The sequence below is a fragment of the Mucilaginibacter phenanthrenivorans genome (assembly GCF_024721155.1).
Classification (GTDB): domain Bacteria; phylum Bacteroidota; class Bacteroidia; order Sphingobacteriales; family Sphingobacteriaceae; genus Mucilaginibacter; species Mucilaginibacter phenanthrenivorans.
On record NZ_JAHVAP010000001.1, the window covers coordinates 267,099 to 280,851 of the forward strand.

5 protein-coding genes are annotated in these 13,753 nt (G+C 43.2%); 3 read left to right on the forward strand and 2 right to left on the reverse strand.

What is annotated here, in order from left to right:
- Positions 1–10 precede the first annotated feature (10 nt).
- Together KXD93_RS01205 and KXD93_RS01210 are read left to right on the forward strand one after the other, a co-directional pair.
- Positions 11–7,495 carry a hypothetical protein gene (locus KXD93_RS01205; protein WP_258135030.1) on the forward strand — a complete coding sequence of 2,495 codons (7,485 nt, stop codon included), beginning with the start codon at positions 11–13 and terminating at the stop codon, positions 7,493–7,495.
- A gap of 15 nt (positions 7,496–7,510) precedes the next feature.
- Positions 7,511–9,523, forward strand: coding sequence for a fibronectin type III domain-containing protein (locus tag KXD93_RS01210; RefSeq protein ID WP_258135031.1), 2,013 nt, complete (start codon positions 7,511–7,513; stop codon positions 9,521–9,523).
- Between the two features lie 481 nt (positions 9,524–10,004).
- On the opposite strand, the gene KXD93_RS01215 is transcribed toward KXD93_RS01210, so the two are convergent.
- The gene (locus tag KXD93_RS01215) at positions 10,005–11,324 is read right to left on the reverse strand and encodes an SGNH/GDSL hydrolase family protein (RefSeq protein WP_258135032.1); all 1,320 of its coding nucleotides are present in this window, start codon (positions 11,322–11,324) and stop codon (positions 10,005–10,007) included.
- A gap of 17 nt (positions 11,325–11,341) precedes the next feature.
- A complete protein-coding gene (locus tag KXD93_RS01220) occupies positions 11,342–12,565 on the reverse strand; it encodes an OmpP1/FadL family transporter (RefSeq protein WP_258135033.1) in 1,224 nt (407 codons plus the stop codon).
- Positions 12,566–12,795: 230 nt separating this feature from the next.
- On the opposite strand from KXD93_RS01220, the gene KXD93_RS01225 reads away from it, so the two are divergent.
- A complete protein-coding gene (locus KXD93_RS01225) occupies positions 12,796–13,683 on the forward strand; it encodes a helix-turn-helix domain-containing protein (protein WP_258135034.1) in 888 nt (295 codons plus the stop codon).
- Positions 13,684–13,753 lie beyond the last annotated feature (70 nt).

Here is a 13,753-nt window from a genome sequence, read left to right on the forward strand (position 1 = left end):
TCAGTTTAATATGGACAAATTCTTACAACAGGTTAAAAAAAGTAACGTTTGGATTGCATGCTTTATGGTATTTTTCGGCGTGCTATTTACTTTAGGCGCACAGGCCAAAAGCGGCGACCCGGCCACTCCGACGGTAAGTATCACAGTAAATATTATACCCCCATATTCGCCTTATTACGCGGATTATTCGGGTGTTAATGCGTCTAAGGTGTTTATACTGATTACTAATTTAACCGGCAACCAGCTCAAAATAAAGCTGGCCGGGCAACTTACCGGAGATAACAATGTAACGATATCAACCTATAGCAATTATACCCCACTGCAGCCAATTATTTTAAACGCCCACGAAACCAGGCAACTAAACGGGCTGGCTCTTAAAGATATTTTTAATGTAAACAACCTGAGCGTATCGGGCATTGATAAAGCAAAACTGGCGCAGACCTCGCGCCTGCCTGAAGGGAACTACAATTTTTGCCTGCAGGCGATAGATTTTAACAACAAACAGCAACTATCGGCGCCTTCAACAGGTTGTACAAATATTGATATCACCTATCCCGAAGCACCGATATTGATTGGGCCGGTAAATCAATCGCATATTTACCCGACTACTCCGCAGGCCATTGTTTTTAACTGGACCACAGCCGGAACAAACCCATTGCTGACACAATATACTATAGAAATGGCAGAGATGCCTGACACTAAGGCCGATCCTAACCAGGTGCTCAATGCCACCTCGTTTCCGATACTTAAACAAACTGTATCAGGTTTTAGTTATGTGTACAATGTGATCAACGTGCCGCTAAAAGTGGGCAAAAGGTATGCCTGGCGTGTAACATCCAAAGATCCATCAGGGAAAGTGGTATTTAAAAATAATGGTGTGAGCCCTGCATCTTTGTTTCTATATGCCCCTCCTATAGACCCTGGCCTTTATGATGGGGATGGGGCTACCGGCAACTTATTCGTAATGTCGCCAGCTTGTACACCCAGAAACAATGCCAATAATCCAATTCCTGTAACGGTTGGCCCTCATAACGATTTGACGGTTAGCTGGCTTTGGAATGACCAGCTTAAAAAATTAAAAGCCGCCAAGGAGGTTGACCCTGAACTGCTTAAAAATTATACCCAGTTAGTTACGCCGAAAGGAACCGTATTTATTTACAAATACAAAGTTGATTTTGAACGGCAGACGTTCAGGATACATGGACTTAACGAAAAGTCGAGCTACGTTTATGTGTTTAATGCTCCTGATGAAAACCTTACATTTAGTTATAAACAAACATTAGCACAAAATTTTGTCCTGGGCGAAACTTATACTGTAAAAATTACGGCATACGATAGTAAAGGGGCCGAGATAGATAACGTTACATCGTGCCCCTGGGTGTTAATTAAAGAGCATGAAACTGATGCGCCGCAGCTTACCATCAGTGGCAAGCTTGACTACAGTTTTGATAAGGGTGTTTATCACGGCGCAAACCGGACCAGCGTTACCTTGCAATTGGCTGACAGTGAGCAACCGCAATATGATGCCAAGCAGCCACAACTGGTTGTGCTTGACCCAACACGGCCGCAGGTTTCAGTAACTACCGACGGAGAAGGGAAGTTTTCAACGCGAATACCCCTTACCGCTTCAGATACCGTGGGCAAAAAATTTATAGTGATGCGCATTAACAGCCCATACTATGCGCCGTTGGAGAAAAATATTGCTGTAACCATCCCGAAGGTTAGCTATTCAACAGAAAAAAATATTGTGACGATGCACCAGGACCCATTAAAACTTGGCCAGGTAAAAACTTCGGTATACACCTATTCACTTAAAGTGAATCTGAAAAAAGGTTTCCCGCCTATATTAAACCAGGACATGTACAACGCACAATTCGGGCTTGGCGAAGCTCCGATTGAAACCACGCTGGCCACGGTTGACAATGTTTCGATAGATACCTTGTCGCGTATACCTGCCGGTACGCCAGTGGTGCTTTTCCGTAAAACAAAAGGTTTTGATGTGCCTGAATACGAAGGGGACGGGAGGGTATTACCAGATAATTCGGGCCGGATAGTTGTTGCTCAGGGTAAAACATTGTTATCTTCATCAGGGAAATCAACCGTACAGTTTGAAAACCTGATAGCTAACTATGGACAGGATGATGAGTATTATATCCAGGCTATATTACCTGACGACAACCCGGAGGAATTATCAGGCGAGGCAAAAAAATATAGTTTTCTCCCGACGATATATAATGCACAGCTAAACCAGTACAGCGCTTCTTATACGTATTATATTGTTTCAAAAAAACCACCTATGGCAAGGGTTAAAGGCAATGTAATGTACCAATGGCCAAGCTTGCCTGGTGTTTTGCACCCCTACGCCAATAAAAAGTTTTCGATTACCATGCACGTGAAAACAAATGAAAGTTCGAGTGTAATGGGGCCTGATTGCCAAACTTACCCAACCGAGGTGCGTCAGGTGATAAAGTTTAATGGAAAGGAAGTTGCAATGCCATTTGCCGCGGGACCTAATGATGTACTTGTAGCACAGGGAACAACCGATGCAAAAGGAAATTTTGACGTGCAGATTTTCGACTTTATGCAAATGGGTTCCATTCCCAACCTTGTGCTGGTACAATCCGGCCCGCTAACAGGCCCAACTTGCCAGCAGCAAAAAGACGCGCAGGCCGCGTTAGAAAAAAAGGAACAGGAAGAGAAAGGTAAAAAGATTGATGTTGTGGTGATTGTGCCCGACAAAAAAGGGCCCGTTGAAAGCGGCGGGCAGGGGGAGGACAAGGGTTTGAAAGGCGCATTGAGTGGCGGGGTTGATTTTTCGAAAGGCGCACAGCTGCTTGAAAAAACTGATATTAACACTTCTATTAACAAACTGGATATCGCGAACTCGAAGGTGGATGCAGTGGGTAAAGCAATAGGTGGCTATGAACCAGAGCCCGGTGACGGCGACTATGAGGACAGTGCTGCAATCGATGTGCCGGGTTCTGTGGACCGATATTTTAGCCTCGACGGGTTGCCGCAGGTTGTTTCGGTAGTTAACGCTACCAATGGAAATACTGCCGGTCATTTTGTTGTGCAACCGTTTGCTACCGTAGATCTTGGTACCATTATAACCAATGTAGACGAATTGAAAAATTACCCCATAAATATTTATGTTAACAACAGCAATAGTAATGAAGCTTTAACGGGTGCTAACGTAGTTGTATTCAGGGCACCGGGCTTTAAAGACCTGGATGGAGAAGGTTCTTTTGTTCACCCGATAAAAAAATTATTGAGCCCTTCATTTGTAAATGGAGCGCTTTATGATAAACAAACCAGAAATTATGTCGAAAATGGGCTACAATTGGATGATCCCAACTTTAAAAAATTTACCGATTCCAAGATACCTTATGACAATAAAGTTGAATGGATACTTGATACACCATTAGCTATTGACAAAGTTGTGGGAGAAAACAGTAACAAGGGGACCGTTAATTTAGGTAAGCGGCGTTTGTACAACAATGACCTGATGTATTCGTTACAAATAACCCCCAATGCCGAAAACGGGGGGGGCGAATTTGACCCTGTCCTTGTATCGCTCCCCATAAATAATGATTTGGATATAAATGAAGTTGATGGATATTGGTCCTATAGTCACAATAATTATACCGGTACTAAACTAATAGGCAGCTCTTACAAAGACGGGAAACATATTTCCTATGATCCGCACGGTGTATACCTTGATATTTCGCCAAGCCGTATAGCCGGGCGCATAATGGATGCTAGCAGCGGAAAAGGAATTAAATCGGGTTCAATCACTTTAAAAGCCACTAACTGGATTTTTGGGAAAACGATCACCACTTGTGATACAAGCGGGTATTTTGAAGTAAATAATGGTCAAATTCCCGGGATCAGCTGGGACAATAATGCAAAAATTTCTTTAACGTTTAATGCAGATGGGTATAACGAGGATAAAGCTGACGGGGCGACCAGAACAATTGCTGCAAATGGCAATAAGTATTTTTACACGGCGAACCTGGTACCGTCAAAAAAATTAAGTTTCCGTTCGGTGGATGCTGAAACAGGAAAAAATGTACCTGCATACGCCATGCGCGAGGACAGTACCATTTTTATGCAAGATTCGACAGCGAACCAACCCCCGACATTTCATATACAGGTTACTGGTAACGTGTCCCATAAATTTACAATTTACCCTCAAAATCCGCTTTGGTTTGAAGAGACAGTTACAGTTGGCGCTGATCAGCAAGTAGCCACTATCAACCTAATACGGCGCCACCACCGTATGCGTTTCCAGCTAACGGATGCGAACGGCTATAAACTTTTTGTGCCAAACGCAAAATTTAAAATTATTATTAATAATGATGTAACCAAAGTAGGCAAACTTGAAAGCAACGGCGATATATCATTCGATTTTGCAAACGTGTCAGTAAATAACTATAACGTGCAGGTAATTGATGCTGCCGGGCTTGGTTATATACCGGTGGTATTTAACTTAAAAAATGATGAATCAAAACTCCCGATACTTTACCAGGTAAAAATGGTAATGGGGCTTACCATCGAAGGAACTGTAAGCATAACCAAAAACGGGGTAAGTAAGCCGGCAAAAGGTGCCCGTGTATATCTTGATTATAGCTGGCAGCCCGATGTTGCGTATAATGTGGACACAAAATTGGGCGCTGCAGCATATTCATTATTAGAAACTACTTCATTTGCTGACGGTTCGTACAAAATTAAGGGGATACCGTTAAATGCTACCGGGCCAAATGCATTTAAAGTTACGGTGCATGCTACTTATGATGGCGCATCTTCCATGGTTATTGGCGCTGAAACAACCATAAGCCTAAAATATGGCCAAAATACAGCTAACTTAAATTTAACCGACTCAAGCTATCCGAATATTTCAAAAATATGGGGTTTTCCCTTGTCTATCGAAAATGCGGATCCGGTTACTGTTGATGGTAAAATCCAGTATAAAATATCAGGCATAGTTGATTTAAGCACAAATACATCACACCTGGTGTCATTCGATCCGCAAAATAAGGTAAGGATAAAGGACATAATGTTCTCCAAAAGCCTGGTAAAAGTTGAATATGTGCCGGTGGCGAGTTCAGTACCCCTGGATGGCGTGGCTTTTATGCGAATGCGGTATCTTAATAAATATAATGTTGTATTGAAAAATCCTGTAAAAAATCAGCCACTGAAGCTGGAAAGTAGCAGCACCGGTGGGCAAGGCGGCGGCGCTGTTAATGCTACGGTTAGCATTGTGGATAATTCATTTAATTACCCCTCGTCATATTTAAGCTTCCAGGACGCGGCTACTCAAAGCCCTATACCGTTTTACCTGGTAAATAATGCAGATGTTGGAAAACGTAAAACACCGGTAATTAAAGCCATTTACAATACTGATTATTTTTACGAACAGTACCATCTTTCGGATTATGAGGGGATGCCGTTAAAATTCTTGTTTATCAACTTCCCGGCAACTGCCGATCCGGCAAATTCGTTTGTCCAGAGCGACGGCAAAATAAACCTGGATGTAAGCATTACCGCTGATGTTCCGAATAGCAACCAGGGCACAATAGGGGTACACGTTAAAAAATTAATACTTGACGGCAACTCAATAGAAAAAACAGTAGGCACAGAGCCGATTATTGTTAACCTGCAAACGTGGAAGCTGGAGGTGGGCGACTGGACTATCGACCCGACGCAAGGGGGTATAGTGTCATCCAATACGCTTGTAAAAACAGGTATTGTAGATGTAAAAGCCAATACATTTAACCTGCGGAGCGACTTGTTTGTTCTTACTGATTTCGATGTTAAACAAATATCGCTGGGTTCGGGCCTGGTTAATTTAACCGTGGTCGATCCGGATGGCGTAAAATTGCTTTTTGACGAGGCCTGTGGTAGTGACCACGGCAAGCATTGGCGTTTTTCGGCAGTTAACAGCGATCCAACCAAAGACGTAGCTACTATACCCATTCCGGCCGTTCCGGATAAAGCAGATGCGGTAAACCTGGGGGTAAGTTATTTTCAGCTGGTAAGTTTTAATAACGAAAATATAGTGAGTTTAAGCGGCACACAAACAGGAATAAATCTTTACAATAATAAAAAATTCACCTTCTATCCTGAATCGATTGTAAGCGAGAATAATTCGTTTATGCTGGGCGGACGGGCGAATATTGATGTACCGAGGCTTGGCGACATGGCGCTGAATTTATCGTATGCGAAGGTCAATAACATATTAGATATGAACCCCGGCGACTTTGGTATAAACTTCGAGGGGAAGGGTTATGTTCAATACCATTCTGCAAAAAATGTAAAGGCGGTGGTTAACGGTAATATTACATCAATTGCCGGAACAGTGCAGGAGCCGGATAAGATTAACCCGATTAACTGCACCCTCAGCTTTGGCGCGCCGTTGTCGGGCGATGGCAATGGAACCGATCCTGGAACGATAAAGCTGGAAAATGGTTACAGGCTGCAGCTTGACGGTAATAGTAATGTTTCTGCGCCTGCCGATAAGCTGAGCCTGGTTATCGATAATTCTCTGCTTAACGGTATGTCGGTAGATATGGCTACCAATGACTGGACCACGCTGAAGCTTGCCGGCCCGCTCAATGATCCGCAGTCGGCCGAGATGGTTAAAACACCCTCGGTTTACCATTTCGAGGTATTGGGCGACATACAGGCCAGCACCGACCAGGTATCCATGCAGCAGGTTACACCATTGGGTAAGCTGGATATGGTTTATGACTTTGCCACGAAAACTATGCACGGTAGTTTGCATATGGACAAAGTAAAATTTGGAACGTATGATTTTACCGGTGATGTACAAGCTACTTTTGGCCCGCCAGGGATGACGATTGTGGGGGCAGGCCAGTTAAATACTGGCGTCTTCGGGGTTGACGGTTTTGGAATCTTAAATATTGGGATGGTTTTCGGAAACGCCAACCTCACAGACGATAATATTAAAACGGTGACGCAGTACAGCACCGCCAAACAAAATGTTTGTTGGTTGCGGGACAACGGCCCCCATTTTAAAGGATTTTTTATAACCGGGGGAGTAAATATAATTGATGAGCATGACGGTGTAAATTTGGGCATAGCCTCGGCATATTTTAATGCTGTATTGGGGGTTGAAGTATCAGTAGGCGCCAATTTTACCAGTGGTTATGCAAATGCAATGGCCTTGGTGGGCGCACATGGAGACATAAACGCCGGATTGGATGCGATTACCGGTACGTCTATATCAGGCGGCTTAAGTGCGCATGTAACGGGCGTAATAGCCTACGACCAGAATGGCTTCTCGCTGAAAGCAGATGCGGGGCTTACCGTGAGATACAAATTAAGCCAGTATATTCCGTTTGTTGGTACGAAAGAAATTGGCGGAAGTGAAACAGCCAGCGCCACCTTTGGAGTGAACCCTTCAATAATGTCGTTTTCGTTGGGTAAAGGCGACGGTATAGTTCCGTGTGTGCAAAACGCAGATATTCAATAAATTTAGAAACAAAACATGCGCTTAGAAACAAATATGATCAGAAGGACGTTGGTTGGCTTGCTGTTTTTAGCGGGTGCCACGCAGGTATGCAATGCACAGGCCCCTAGGGCAGTTGCCGGTCCAAAAGGGATATGGATTATTTGCGGCAACCTGCTACCGCGGGACTTTGCCTATAAAATTTTGCGCAAAAGCGATAATGGCGAATGGATAAGTGTGGCGGATATAGTAATGCCTACATCAAAAGAGGATATTCAGGCTGCGCTGATTAATACCCAGCGCTTAGCAAAGATGCCTTTTGCCCCGCTATCTGATACAAGACTTGAGGCGCTTGAGAAGCGCGTTATCCCGGTAGTAAACAAAGAATCACCATTTGAAATTAACGAAGACTTTGCCATGCGCGCGGCAATCGGAACAGCATGGTACGATGCTACGGCCGATAGCGCAAAACAATATGAATATAAAGTTGAGCAAATAGCCAATAAAAAAGTAGCCACCGAGCAGGTTACAAATGTTGTTGCCTGCCCGGGTAAACGGTTTACCGTGCAAATGAAACCCGTGTTGGTAAACCCTTCCAAAAGTGGCCTGCAGGTAGAATACGAAGTGGTTGATAAAGGCTCCATGACGCACTGCAGGATTTACCGGAGTTATTATTTACGTAGCGGTTATGAAGAAATTAACGCCAGTCCGCTATTTGTAACCCGCGGGGGAAAGCTGTTTATATTATTTACCGACAAAACCGCGGTAGAAAAAATTCCCTATTCATATGTAGTGATGCCGGTTGACGCAGCCGGCAATACCGGCGATCAATCGCCGGAGGCAAGGGCCTTTGATGTTCCGGCAAACTCAATTATCCCGTCAGTAAACAATTTCAAAACCACCTCGGTTGAGGAGAAAAAAGCGATAAAATTAAGCTGGCATTTGGGCAAGACCCAAAGAATAACTTCGATTGATATTTACAAAAGTGATAAATATGATGGCGTTTATAACAAAATAGCAAGTGTTGGTACGACAGACACCGCTTATTTTGATTTGGATGTAAAACCGATAACCACTTACTATTACACTATTAAGCTGAACGGGATTTATCAAACCTCGCCATTTTCGCCGCAAGTGCCCGGAATATTGAGAGCCAGTTACAAAAACCTTTACCCGCCGCAAAATTTGCAACTTAAACAAAACGGGCAATTGGTTACCTTAACATTCAATAAAGCCGAAAATGATACGCGCGCTTATTATATTTATCGGGCCACCGGCCGTTATGGCAAACTGCAGCAAATTGGGCAGCCGTTGATTACCGACAGACCACGAATTGCGTTTACAGACAGTCTCCCGTCGGTTAAAAGGCCCACTATTTATACGTATGCCGTAGCAGATGAGAATACATCGTATGCTATAAGCCCTAAAACAAATCCAGTATATGCTTATCTATCGGGAACAGTGGCACCTCCGATTCCCCACGACGTATTTGTAAGGAAAACTGATGCCAATAAGTTACAGGTTATTTGGCCCGATATGCGGCGGGAATCAACCTCGATACAAGGTTATGCGGTGTATAGGCGGTACAGGGCGGGTTACGGAAAAGATAGCACGCTGGTGCAGATTAATAAAACACTTATCCCGCCTTCGGTAAACCAATTTATTGATGATATGATTAGCGAAGGCGTTGCATATTATAGCGTGCGCACGGTTGCGGAAGATGGTAAAACGCTAAGCAGCCCCAGCCTTGAAGCCGGTTTTACCGTGCAACAGGATGTCGTGGCCAACGTATCAAATATCAAAGCTTTCCCAGGCGAGGGGGCTGTTGAACTAAGATGGAATAATCCGGTGGGGCAAGCTATACAATTGATAAAAGTTTACCGGGCCGAGGAGGGAAAAGACCCAGTAGAAATAACAACCTTAACCGCCGATAAAGAGGCGTATACGGATAAGGATGTAACACATGGCGGCATTTATTACTATAGCTTTATTGTTAAAAGCATTAATGGAAAAACAAGCGGTGTTACCGATCCAATAGGCATTCACCTGTAGCGATGTAAATTTCATGTAGTAGCTTATTAGATGTTTAAAGCCCGGGTTTGCCATTGCCTGACCACAGTATGTTCTATTGGGATAAGCAACGTTAACACGATAATACATAATTACAGGCAGAACATCCTGCATTTGAGGGCGGTAAATTATTGGGGTAACTTCAAAGGAGTGAAATTTGCTTTTGGGAAATCAAATTAGGTTGAATGCCTGGAGATACGTTTTATCATCATTTTTTATAATTGCTTTTCGCAAAAATAAAACGAAAAAAAGCCTGCAACTCAAATGACTGCAGGCTTTTTAATTTTAGTTCGCACCTCCTTTTCGCCGATTCCCGGCAAAAAAAAGCATGAAAAGATGAAATAAACTAATGATTTCCCGAATCATCGAACTGTCTTTAAGTATTTAACACAGGGCAAGTTTTAAGTCATTCATTTTCCGTGCGCGCTAATTCAATAGAGTGTGCAATTATGGAGTTTTTCATTTACGGAAACTTAATTCCGCCGTAAGCTGCAACATCGGCCAGGGGGATATTTGATCCATATTTCGCATTGATAGCCTTGATAAATTCATTGGCAACAATTGCATAACCCCTAGGGGTAAGGTGCACGCCATCCAGCGAAAATAGCCCGCCGCTTATATAATTCGAATTGAGGCTTATGCCGTTTGTAACCAGACCATTTAGTTTTATGTTCTTTAGGAAAGTGTAAGCATCGAACACGGCCAGGCCTTTTGCATTAGCTGTCGAAACTATGGTGGTGTTGAAAGCTGTAACCGCATTTTCGGTTAAGGTTACCTCGTTTGCGTCCAGCACATATTGATTATCAATAGGTGTATACGGAGTTAAGCCATAAGGAAGGTTGCCATATGGCGTGCTAACGGGCTGCCCGATCTTACTTGTCGGGAATGTCAGAACAATCAGGTCGGCTGGGGTGGCTACCCTTGGCGCATAGTTTGTGCCCGAAACAAGGGCATTAATATACAAGCCTGTAACTGTTGGGTTTGCCTTTTGTACTCCAGCAAGGATCGCACCTTCTGTAACCGTATTGAAGTATGGAATTGAGGTCACATCGGGAATGGTTGCTACAACGCCCTTTGCTCCGGTAGCAGTTAAGGTGTTTATAAGTAAGGTATTTAGGGCCGCAAAAGTTGTTGGATCAGTCAAAACATCTCCCGCTCCGCCGGATGTCGCATAGGCCAGGGCATCATTATTCCCCAACCAATTGGAAAAGAAAGTAAACGGTTTTGCAGTAATGAAAGCAAGATACGGGGTGGTATTTGTTGGTGAATCGCCTGGCAATAACCTTTCATAAAAACCATTTAAATTACCATAAGGTGCATAAGTAATGTTAAGCAGTTTGATGCCCGGTACACCGTAATTATTAATATCGCCGCTATACTTGCTATACAATGTTACATTGCCGAAGCCGGGTACAGGCAAAATTTCTCTTACGGCCAGGTTTGAGGTAACCGGGGCAGTAATTGGGCTGCCCGTTGAACTAAATCCGGTTAATTGTAAATAGCCCGACCCATTTGCCTGCGCAGTGCTGAATAATGGTTGAGTAAACGTCCCTCCGCCAACAGAAAGCATCTGTTTGGCCATGATAGCCGGGTACGAATTTAACTGGCCTTGCAGATAAAGGCCACCATCAGCATAGCCTGCTGTCAGCGAGTTGCCTACAGCAATAAATCTTGAAAAGTTGGCTGTGCCATGGCTTGGCTTTGGTGTATTTATTTCGGGTTTGCAGGCAGCCAGCCCAACCAAACCTATTATAATATAAATAAAGTGTTTAAGTGTCTTCATTTGTTTTGATTTTTAAATTACCAGTGATAAGCAAGTGAAATACCGGGGATGTACACATTGGTTTTAAATGTGCCTGACAATTGAGATTGAATGTTTGTTTGCGTACGCGACATAAGATGTTCATATTCAAATGACACATCCACATCAAGTCCCTTTGTCAGCTTATACCCGAGTCCTGCCGTAACATACACCCGGTTTGCATCCGGAGCTTCAGGAGTTACATAGCCATCCTGAACGGCCGTGGTAGCGTAGCCTCCACCAAAGCGCAACGCCGTTTTAGTAGTAGCCTTATATTGGGCGCCTGCGCGCAGCGTAACCGCATTTTTATAGTTTCGTTGTGAATAAGTATCCTGCAACGATGACGTGTTGGTTTTATAATCAAACGCCAATACTTTATAAACATTCCAGTTAACAAGGTTAACATCAAAGGCGACTGTCCACTTATCGGTAGGATAGAGGCCAATCCCCAGTGAATTGGTGGCGGGCAAAGGTATAGTTGAAGTGAAACTGTTTGGCTGCGGAAAGCCGCTTTGAAGTGAAGTCGGAACAGTGAAAATCGCATTGCCATTGTTTATCGTAGTGCTCACTTTTGAACGGTGTGTAAGCCCAATGGAAATTTTTGATGAAGGCTTGATAAATATACCTGCATTCCAGCCGTAACCTTTACCGGTACCTTTTAATTCTGCCTGTCCATCTTGCCCGCTTGAATTGCCAAGAGGAATAGCTTGTGTAAGGTCAACGCTTCCCCGATTATAAACAAAGCCTCCGCCTATGCTGAAAACTTTATTTATTTTGATGCTAAGTGTCGGCTGAAAATAGATGGCTTTTAAGTCGAGACTCTCCAGTACGTATTTACCTTGCCAGCTTTTCCCCCAATCGGTTAATCCGCCAAATGGGGTATAAACACCTAAGCCTAATTTCCACCAGGAAGATTTCGGGCCCCAAACGGCGTAAAAATTAAACGGTGTGGCCACTTTGTTCAAAGATTGATCCTGAACGTTCGTGCCTGCTGGATTAAAGTCCGACTTAAACAGCAAGGGGCTTATTCCCGCCTGAATATAATTCTCAGGCAGTAATACCATTGCCCCCGGATTAAAAAAAGCTGATGCGCCATCTTGAACCAGGCCTGTACCCGTATGTCCCATGCCTATCTGCTTCTGCCCCTCAAGATTAACCTGGAAACCCTGGGCGAAGGTCAATACAGGAATTAGTGCAAGCACCAATAACAAAATTTTCTTCATAATATAATTTAGTATAGAATTGGTTTATAATGTGCAGTTTGCATGGCTGCAAAGCTTACAACTATCAAGAAATAAAATTAGCTTGCATTTGAAACAAAAAAAGGGCTATACTGCGGAGATATTAGTCAAAAAGTCGGAGAATTATATCGAATGATATTTTGCAAGAAAATATTTAAACGTTATATAAGTGTTTCCTAAAATATCGTTACTGAATTTCATAAATTAGATAAATGAGTAATAAAGTTGCACAATTAAGCTTGTCGAAATTTGCGGATTTGTATGCCGATAAACTGGTTGGCCCGGATTTTTTTATCACCGACGAGAAGCAGTTGCTGAGCTTGAGCGAATTTCCATACCGGTCTGACGGTTATATTATAGGCATATGCACACGGGGAACAGCACAGGTTGAAGTAAATCTGCAGGTGTACCAGGCCAGGGCGGATGCAATGCTGCTGGCTACGCCTTTTCATGTTTTACGAATTTATGACAGCAGCGACGATTTCCTTTGCAGGTTTATCGTTTTCTCGAAGGCTTTTTTAACCGAAAATAACGTTAACAGCCACTTTCTCGAATCTTTCAGTTATTTTAAAAGCGCCTCCATCCCGGTTATTTATCCTGAACACGAGGATGTCAAAGTATTGCAAAATATTTATTTACTGATAAAACAAACGCTGGAGCGGGAAGAACATCCTTACCGCGTCGAAATATCACGGAATACCTTAAATATGCTGCTTTACGAAGTGGCTTTCATATATGAAAAGCAACACCTGATAATAAAAAGCAAACAAACCCGTAAACAGGAGTTAAATATGCTGTTCCAGGAGTTGGTTTTTCATCATTATAAAGAACACCGAAATGTTCAGTATTACGCCGATGCCCTTTTTGTATCGCCAAAGCATTTAACAGAAACTATAAAAGAGGTAACGGGCAGAACTGCCGGCGAATGGATAGATGATGCTGTTATATTGGAAGCAAAAGTATTATTAAGGAACCATGACATAAGTATTGCGCGCGTGACCGAAAATATCCACTTTCCCGATCAATCCTCATTTGGTAAATATTTCAAGAAGCATACCGGCATGTCGCCATCAGATTATCGCCTCGTTTTAGCACATTAAACCCCGTATACTTTAAATAACCGGCAAGTTCTCATTTTACTGCGCCAGAATTATGTTCCGACTTTTTGAC

Excerpts from the sequence above, each read along its gene's own strand:
- KXD93_RS01205 (WP_258135030.1), top strand. The coding sequence starts at position 11 with ATGGACAAATTCTTACAACAGGTTAAAAAAAGTAACGTTTGGATTGCA.
- KXD93_RS01210 (WP_258135031.1), top strand. The coding sequence starts at position 7,511 with ATGCGCTTAGAAACAAATATGATCAGAAGGACGTTGGTTGGCTTGCTG.
- KXD93_RS01215 (WP_258135032.1), bottom strand. The coding sequence starts at position 11,324 with ATGAAGACACTTAAACACTTTATTTATATTATAATAGGTTTGGTTGGG.
- KXD93_RS01220 (WP_258135033.1), bottom strand. The coding sequence starts at position 12,565 with ATGAAGAAAATTTTGTTATTGGTGCTTGCACTAATTCCTGTATTGACC.
- KXD93_RS01225 (WP_258135034.1), top strand. The coding sequence starts at position 12,796 with ATGAGTAATAAAGTTGCACAATTAAGCTTGTCGAAATTTGCGGATTTG.